The organism is Virgibacillus chiguensis, from assembly GCF_900129865.1.
Lineage (GTDB): Bacteria > Bacillota > Bacilli > Bacillales > Amphibacillaceae > Virgibacillus > Virgibacillus chiguensis.
On sequence record NZ_FQXD01000023.1, the window covers coordinates 38597 to 45848 of the forward strand.

Below are 7252 nucleotides of genomic sequence, written 5' to 3' on the forward strand. Positions count from 1 at the left end.
CGCATCCAATGTAAAGCTGATAGCGTTTCAAATGAAGTAATTGTGGACGAATGACATCAAATTACTAGTGATAAATTTACAGTTAATTAAATTTTTTGAGTACGGTGAAGGAGTGGATATAAGAATGAATAATATATACGGAAAATTATCCTCGGAGGTTTATGAAATTGATAAGTATATTGGTAAATCTTTCGGTGATTTGGAGTACTACCAAGATCGATTAAAAGGAATAGAAGGGAAAGTATTAGAGCCTGCGGTTGGAAATGGGCGTATATTAATTCCTTTACTAGAAAACGGTTTAGATATAGAGGGGATAGATTCTTCAAATAATATGTTGGAATTATTCAACAAAAATTGCAATGAAAGAGGTATTCATACTAGCTGTTATAAACAAGATATGTCCAATTTCACTATTAATCAAAAGTATGAGGCTATTATTGTACCAACGGGTTCATTTTTACTTTTGCATCAATTAGAAGAGGCAATTAGCTCTTTAAAATGTTTTTATGAACACTTAGAGAAAAATGGAAGATTAATTTTAGATATTTTTCTACCGGAAAACACCAAAGAAGGTTTTGTATCAAAACGAGGATTTACCAATCCACAAGGAGATACAATTATGTTAGAGGAAACATTGGTTAAAATTGACCAAATCAATCAATTTTCTGTCTATCATAATCGCTATGAAAAATGGAGACAAGGAAAGCTAATGGATTCTGAACTTGAAATATTTCCATTAAAGTGGTATGGAGTGGAAGAATTTCGTTTGATATTAGAAAAAATAGGATTTACATCGATAGTGATTTCTTCAGATTATATATATAATCAATATCCAACGAAAGCCTCGCAAATTATTACGTTTGAAGCTACAAAACACTAAAAAGTGGCTCTTCGCTATTTAGTGTGAAACTCAACAATTAGTGAGGTATGAACCCTTGCTAATTGGAGATTCTCTTTATTAAAAAATGGAAGTTGTTTACCATATTGGGTTAAGTGGATGACAGCAGTAATAAGAGGATGAAAAAGGTATAGAAAGGTGATATTAACCAATTAACAGATAGCAAACAAAGGCCACAATGAATAGTCTTACATCCTTTATTCATCTCAAAGCACAAGGGAGTTTTTGTTGATTTATATCATCGTAAACAGTAGAAGTGTGGTAGGGAAAATGTACCTCACTTCTAACCGCTCCCCCTTAAATGAGAAATTATAAGAAATCAAGAGCATATGGAAGATATTTTGGATGATTGAGGGAGGATGAATAAAGATGAGTATTATTGATAAAATTAATGAATTATACGATAAACGCCACCAAGTGGAACTTGGTGGTGGTGAAGAACGAATAGACAAACAACATATTAAAGGGAAGATGACGGCCCGTGAGAGAATTGACTATTTACTAGATAAAGAGACGTTTGTAGAATTGAATCCTTTCATGAAAAGCAGATCTTTTTCTTATGATGAGGATATGTACAATGGCGAAGGGGTAGTGACTGGGTTTGGAAAAATAAATGGGAAAAAAGTATATTTATTCGCCCAGGATTTTACTGTTTATGGTGGAACGTTGGGGGAAGTGCATGGTCTGAAAATTGCTAAAGTAATGGATTTAGCAGCTAAGAATAAAGTTCCTTTTATTGGTTTAAATGATTCTGGTGGTGCACGTATCCAAGAAGGTGTTTCTTCATTGGATGGATACGGACAAGTATTTTACCGAAACGTTATATATTCTGGTGTCATTCCACAAATTTCTGTTATTATGGGCCCTAGTGCTGGTGGAGCTGTCTATTCACCAGCTCTCACCGATTTTGTCGTCATGGTGGAGAAAAGCTCTCAAATGTTTATTACCGGTCCAAAGGTGATAGAAGCTGTAACTGGAGAGAATATATCAGTAGAAGAATTAGGAGGAGCACATGTCCACAATTCGAAAAGTGGCAGTGCTCATATGCAGGCTAAGACAGAAGAAGAAGCATTAGATATGGTCAAAGAATTATTAAATTATTTACCCTCCAATTATACTGAATTTCCAACGACGTATCCTTATGAAATGATGATTAATGAAGAGAGACCTGCTTTAGCAGATATCGTGCCATTTGATTCTATAAGACCCTATGATGTCAAAAAAGTGATTAAAGAGGTAGTCGATGAAAGCAGTTTTTTTGAAATTCATGCTGGATTTGCTAAAAATATAGTAGTAGGGTTTGCTCGTATAGGAGGTAGAAGCATTGGTCTTGTATGTAATCAGCCCAAATATATGGCAGGTGGATTAGATATTGATTCTTCAGACAAAGCAAGTCGCTTTATTCGCTTTTGTGATTGTTTTAATATCCCGGTTATTACTTTAGAAGATGTTACAGGTTTCCTTCCTGGAATCAAACAAGAATATGGCGGTATCATTAGACATGGGGCTAAAATTCTATACGCGTATTCAGAAGCTACGGTTCCAAAAATTACTGTCATTATGAGAAAAGCATATGGAGGTGCATATGTAGCTTTAAACAGCAAATCAATTGGTGCAGATTTAGTATATGCATGGCCTAATGCTGAAATTGCTGTCATGGGACCTGAAGGAGCAGCGAATATCATTTATCAAAAGGAAATTAGCATGAGCGAGCACCCGTCTCAAACGAGAAGAGAGAAAATTGACATGTTTCGTAAAAAGTTTACAAATCCTTATATTGCTGCTGGTCTTGGAATGGTTGATACAGTTATCGACCCGAGAGAAACACGTATAAAGTTATTACAGTCTTTAGAGATGCTAGAAAATAAGCAGGAAGGAAGACCTAAAAAGAAACATGGGAATATTTCTTTATGAATAATCAATTGAAAATAAAGAATTGAAATTGATAAGTACATGGAAATTTTAAACATAAGTTTAGTTCCTTTTTAATTAATCATCCCCTCTGAAGATAAAATTCTTCAAGGGGATATTTTTGGTACGAAAAATGTAGAGGGTATAAGAGGGCTTCAGGTCATACCCTTCCGTGTGAGATAAAAGACTCCCCCCTAATGATCGAATACTCAGGTTATTGTTTTGGTTGGATACAAGCAAAACATCATTTATAATGATACACGAAGAGGTGTATGTTATGAACAAAGATGATAAGAATGTAGAGCAGATAATAGAAGAATTAACGAAAGAAGAAATGGCGAGAATGCAAAAACAAGCACAGAAACAATGGCGAAAAATCCCATTTCCTTTGTCATTGCATGACGCTTTAAACAGATATACAAAGGCTGATTTAGACGGTATTAGAAAATATTTAGAGATCAAAAATGCAAGCAAATTAAAGAAAGCTGAAATCGTTCATCTCTTAGAGAAAAATATCCCTGATCATCTATATCCGTCGGTTCTTTTATGGGATAGGGAACGTTTTAATATGCTATTAAAAATCGCCGAAAATAACGGGAAAATAATGGCTCCAGATCTAGAAATGGATGAAATGGAGTATCTACGTCATACCGGGTTCATTTATACTGGAACTTGGGAAGGAAATAAGGTTTTTGCCTTGCCAAATGAACTGTACGACCCTATTCTAGCTTTGAAACATGATTTACATGTACGAGCTACGATAAAACGAAATACAAAATGGATAAAGCTAACGCGTGGCTTATTATATTATTACGGCGTATTAGACCCGGTGCGGTTAATCCAGATGGTAGAAAAATATATGAAAGAACCTATTGACGTTACAATGTATTTCAAAGTTATTGCAGATTCGACACATTATTGTCCGGAAATAACTGTTGACACAGATTCATTTTCACATATAGATGTGTTGGAACCGAAAGAGGTGAAGCGAGAACAGCAACTGAAAGAAAGCATTCCTTACTATGATTTTACAGAAAAACAACTCCTTGAAGCTGGAGCACCAGGTTTTGTGGAAAGAAATGCTAGTTACCAGCAATTCGTTCATTTTCTAACGCAAAACTTTGACATGGATATAGAAGATGCAGATATGATCGTAGAAGAGTGTACGTATACGATAAAATCTGGCGACAGTCCCAATCAAGTTATTTCCTATTTATCCCAGATGTTAGAGTTCGATAGCGAACAATTAGTGAAAGCTGTAATGGATAAAGTAATCCACTTAATGAATAACACAAGGGGATGGGTACTAAAAGGACATACTCCTGATGAAGCATTTGGATTGGAGAAAAAACATCTTCAACCGATGCCAGAAACGAAATCTAATTCCAAGATAAGTGGAAAGACTCATTCTAACCCTAGTCAAAAGGTTGTCAAAATTGGTAGAAATCAGCCTTGTCCATGCGGTAGCGGAAAAAAACATAAAAAATGCTGTGGCAAATAAATGATTAAGGTGTGCATTTAGACTAAACTCTCACAAATATTGCTAAGCGCAAGCATGTGAGAGTTTTTGAATGTGGTTAGTAGTATAGAAAGAAACGAACATAGTTCTCATCCACCATGATGAAAATATAATAAGCGCATCTATGTTATGATGAAAAGTGCATACATGATCCATATGCTGATTACCAATGTAGGAGTGAAACGAGATTGAATAAGAAGGACATCGCAAATATCCGGAAACAATTTAAATTAAATAATGATCTTTTAAAAATCCATGAGATTTTCAACGTATACATCATGAAAGAGTCAAGTGAAGTATATCATCATCAGAGTACACCATTTGAGTTATTAGAGGACGAACAGAAAGAGCTATTTATGGCCAATTTTAAAAAAGTATTAACTGGCCAGCTTGATCAGAAATTATTTGAGTTAAAATTTAAACGCGAAGCAGAAGATAATAGTCAGCTTATCCTGCATCAAGGATTACTGAGTAGTGACACCGAAGAATGGAAAGCGCATATGCTTCGACTCGTAGAAAAAATGCTAAAAGATAAGCAATATGAAATGGACATTGTTGTTAGTTTTATTCGTGGGGAATACTTGAAACCAATGAAACCCCAGCGTGAAGAAGCAGAAGAAAGTGAACGGGACACGGTACATTCTCACTCATTTATCTTATGCAGTATGAATAAAACACAAGATCCTAAAAAAGAGCTATTATTTGATTATGTGGAAAAGGAATTTAAATATAATATTGTCGTCGATCCAATTATTAACTTGAAAGCACCGATATCTGGATTTCTGTTTCCTTGCTTTACCGACAATGCTGCAGATGTGAATCATGTTCTTTACTCAGCAGGAAAAGCAAATGAATTAAATTACCATTTTATCGAGGAAGTATTGAATGCAGAAGAAATTATGACGGCTGAAGAAGATAAAATAGTCTTTGAAGAAATTGTAAAGAAAGTAGCGGGCGAGCGTATAAATACGTCGACTCTTTCCAATGTGTATGATGAAATCTATCATGTTATTGAAGAAAGTGAGGAAGAGCAAGAAGTACCGAAACTAGACTATAAAGACGTAGAAAGAGTTCTAAAGAGCAGTGGTGTAAAAGATGTGGATACGGAAAAGGTAGAAGAGGCATTCAAGACAGTCATTGATGATGAAAAGTTCGAATTAAAAGCGAATAATATTGTGCCGAAACCAACGTCAAAGTCGATCAAAATAAAGACAAAAGTAGCGGATATTTCCATTAGCCCACAAGACCTAAGATATGTGCGTCAAATTCATTTCGGAGGGAAATTAAGCCTGATGATTGAAGTAGAAGAAAATACGATGATTGAAGGTTTTGAATTGATCCCAGAAGTGTTGTTTGAAAAAGTGGAAGGAGAAGAGGAATAATTCGTATTGCCATGTTTGTATTATCATGTTAACTGGGACAATGGAAGAAAAGGATTGGTATTACTCCATCAATATACAATTGGAGGGGTTTTTTTGTATTATGATGAACAGACAAAAACGATTACTACGAATAGGTTATTATTAAGACTATTTCAAAAAGAAGATGCAGCCGAAGTTGCTAAACTTTGTAATAACTACAATATTTATAAGCATACATTGAATTTACCGTATCCTTATCAAATAGATGATGCTGTATCATGGATAAAGAACCATCATGATAATTTTTGTGAGGATAAATTATATGAATTTGCAATAACGGATAAGACGAACGGTAGATTGTACGGTTCCATAGCATTATCGAACAATCAAAGAATTCTTCATGGTGAAATAGCTTATTTCATTGGGGAAGTATTTTGGGGAAAAGGTTTTGCGACAGAAGCAGCAAAAGCTATCTTACAATTTGCGTTTACTGAAAAACATTATCATAAAGTGTTTGCTCGCTGTTTTTTGTCAAATGCAGCATCCAGTAAAGTTTTGCAAAAAATCGGCATGGAAAAAGAAGGAGTATTGAAGGAGCATGTAAAGAAAGAAGATCGATTTGAAGATCTTGTATACTATGGCGTAATTAACAAGCAATAGTAAAAATGATGTTGAGTTTACTTTAATAGTATGATAACCTATTTGAAATTGAATATAAAATACGATGAAGAGAAGAGTATATAAAAGGAATGCATAAGAGAGAGCCCCGGTGCTGAAAAGGGGTATGCAGTCTTTTATGGAACCAAGCCTCGGAGTAGCACGTTGGATTGCAAATGATAGCGTGACAGGAGCTCCTGTTATTGAGCTAAAGTATAAGCAAAGGTCCTTTTGCCGTACTTAAAAGGTTTATATGGTGACATATAAATAAACTGGGGTGGCACCACGGTTATCATTCTTAATCTCGTCCCCAAGACAATCGTCTTGGGGGTGGGATTTTTTATTTTGGTCAAGTATAAAAATTTAAAGGTTTATAAGAAAAACGACAGCGTTTTTTATATGAATTGGCGATAAGTCAAATTTCTCATGCTTGGTTTATAGCTTCCCTATAGAGATGCTATTATAATTTTATTTTTCTGATAAATTTAAATTAATCCCGAATATAAGGTGATGTACGACTCCCACTTCCAAAATTAGAGATGTAAGCTGAACTAATTTAACTTACAAATGCGTGGTCTAACTCCACCGTCTTTAGACGGTATCCGCTTTTAGCCTTATCTTTTTTGTCCATACTAAGTGAAGAGGTGAAAGTATGGAAGGATATAGAAAAAATAGTCATACTGTGTATGATATCAAGTATCATGTCATATGGGTGACAAAGTATAGATATAAGGTTTTGGGCGGGCATATAGCGGTGAGAGTGCGTGATTTGATAAGACAAGGTTGTGAAGCCAGAGGAATTACCATATTGCAAGGAAGTGTTGGGAAAGACCACATTCATTTATTATTATCTTGTCCTCCAAGTATTGCTCCAAGTAAAATATTGCAGTATCTAAAAGGAAGATC

6 protein-coding genes and 1 other annotated feature are annotated in these 7252 nt (G+C 34.9%); all 6 genes read left to right on the forward strand.

The window, feature by feature from the left end:
* The first annotated feature begins 124 nt into the window (after positions 1-124).
* Positions 125-880, forward strand: coding sequence for a methyltransferase domain-containing protein (locus BUB45_RS17855; RefSeq protein ID WP_073013011.1), 756 nt, complete (start codon positions 125-127; stop codon positions 878-880).
* A gap of 387 nt (positions 881-1267) precedes the next feature.
* A complete protein-coding gene (locus BUB45_RS17860; RefSeq protein ID WP_073013013.1) occupies positions 1268-2812 on the forward strand; it encodes an acyl-CoA carboxylase subunit beta in 1545 nt (514 codons plus the stop codon).
* 274 nt (positions 2813-3086) lie between these two features.
* Positions 3087-4310, forward strand: coding sequence for a YecA family protein (locus BUB45_RS17865; RefSeq protein ID WP_084723804.1), 1224 nt, complete (start codon positions 3087-3089; stop codon positions 4308-4310).
* Between the two features lie 206 nt (positions 4311-4516).
* Positions 4517-5710: a DUF4317 domain-containing protein gene (locus tag BUB45_RS17870; RefSeq protein ID WP_073013016.1), complete on the forward strand. Its 1194-nt coding sequence runs from the start codon at positions 4517-4519 to the stop codon at positions 5708-5710.
* A 93-nt stretch (positions 5711-5803) separates the two neighbouring features.
* On the forward strand, positions 5804-6349 hold the full coding sequence (locus BUB45_RS17875) for a GNAT family N-acetyltransferase (protein ID WP_073013019.1): 546 nt from the start codon (positions 5804-5806) through the stop codon (positions 6347-6349).
* 55 nt (positions 6350-6404) lie between these two features.
* Positions 6405-6661, forward strand: a binding site (T-box leader).
* Positions 6662-6998: 337 nt separating this feature from the next.
* Positions 6999-7252 (forward strand): IS200/IS605 family transposase (gene tnpA, locus BUB45_RS17880; protein ID WP_139300150.1); only part of this gene is annotated, 254 nt, incomplete at its 3' end.

Excerpts from the sequence above, each read along its gene's own strand:
- BUB45_RS17855 (WP_073013011.1), top strand. The coding sequence starts at position 125 with ATGAATAATATATACGGAAAATTATCCTCGGAGGTTTATGAAATTGAT.
- BUB45_RS17860 (WP_073013013.1), top strand. The coding sequence starts at position 1,268 with ATGAGTATTATTGATAAAATTAATGAATTATACGATAAACGCCACCAA.
- BUB45_RS17865 (WP_084723804.1), top strand. The coding sequence starts at position 3,087 with ATGAACAAAGATGATAAGAATGTAGAGCAGATAATAGAAGAATTAACG.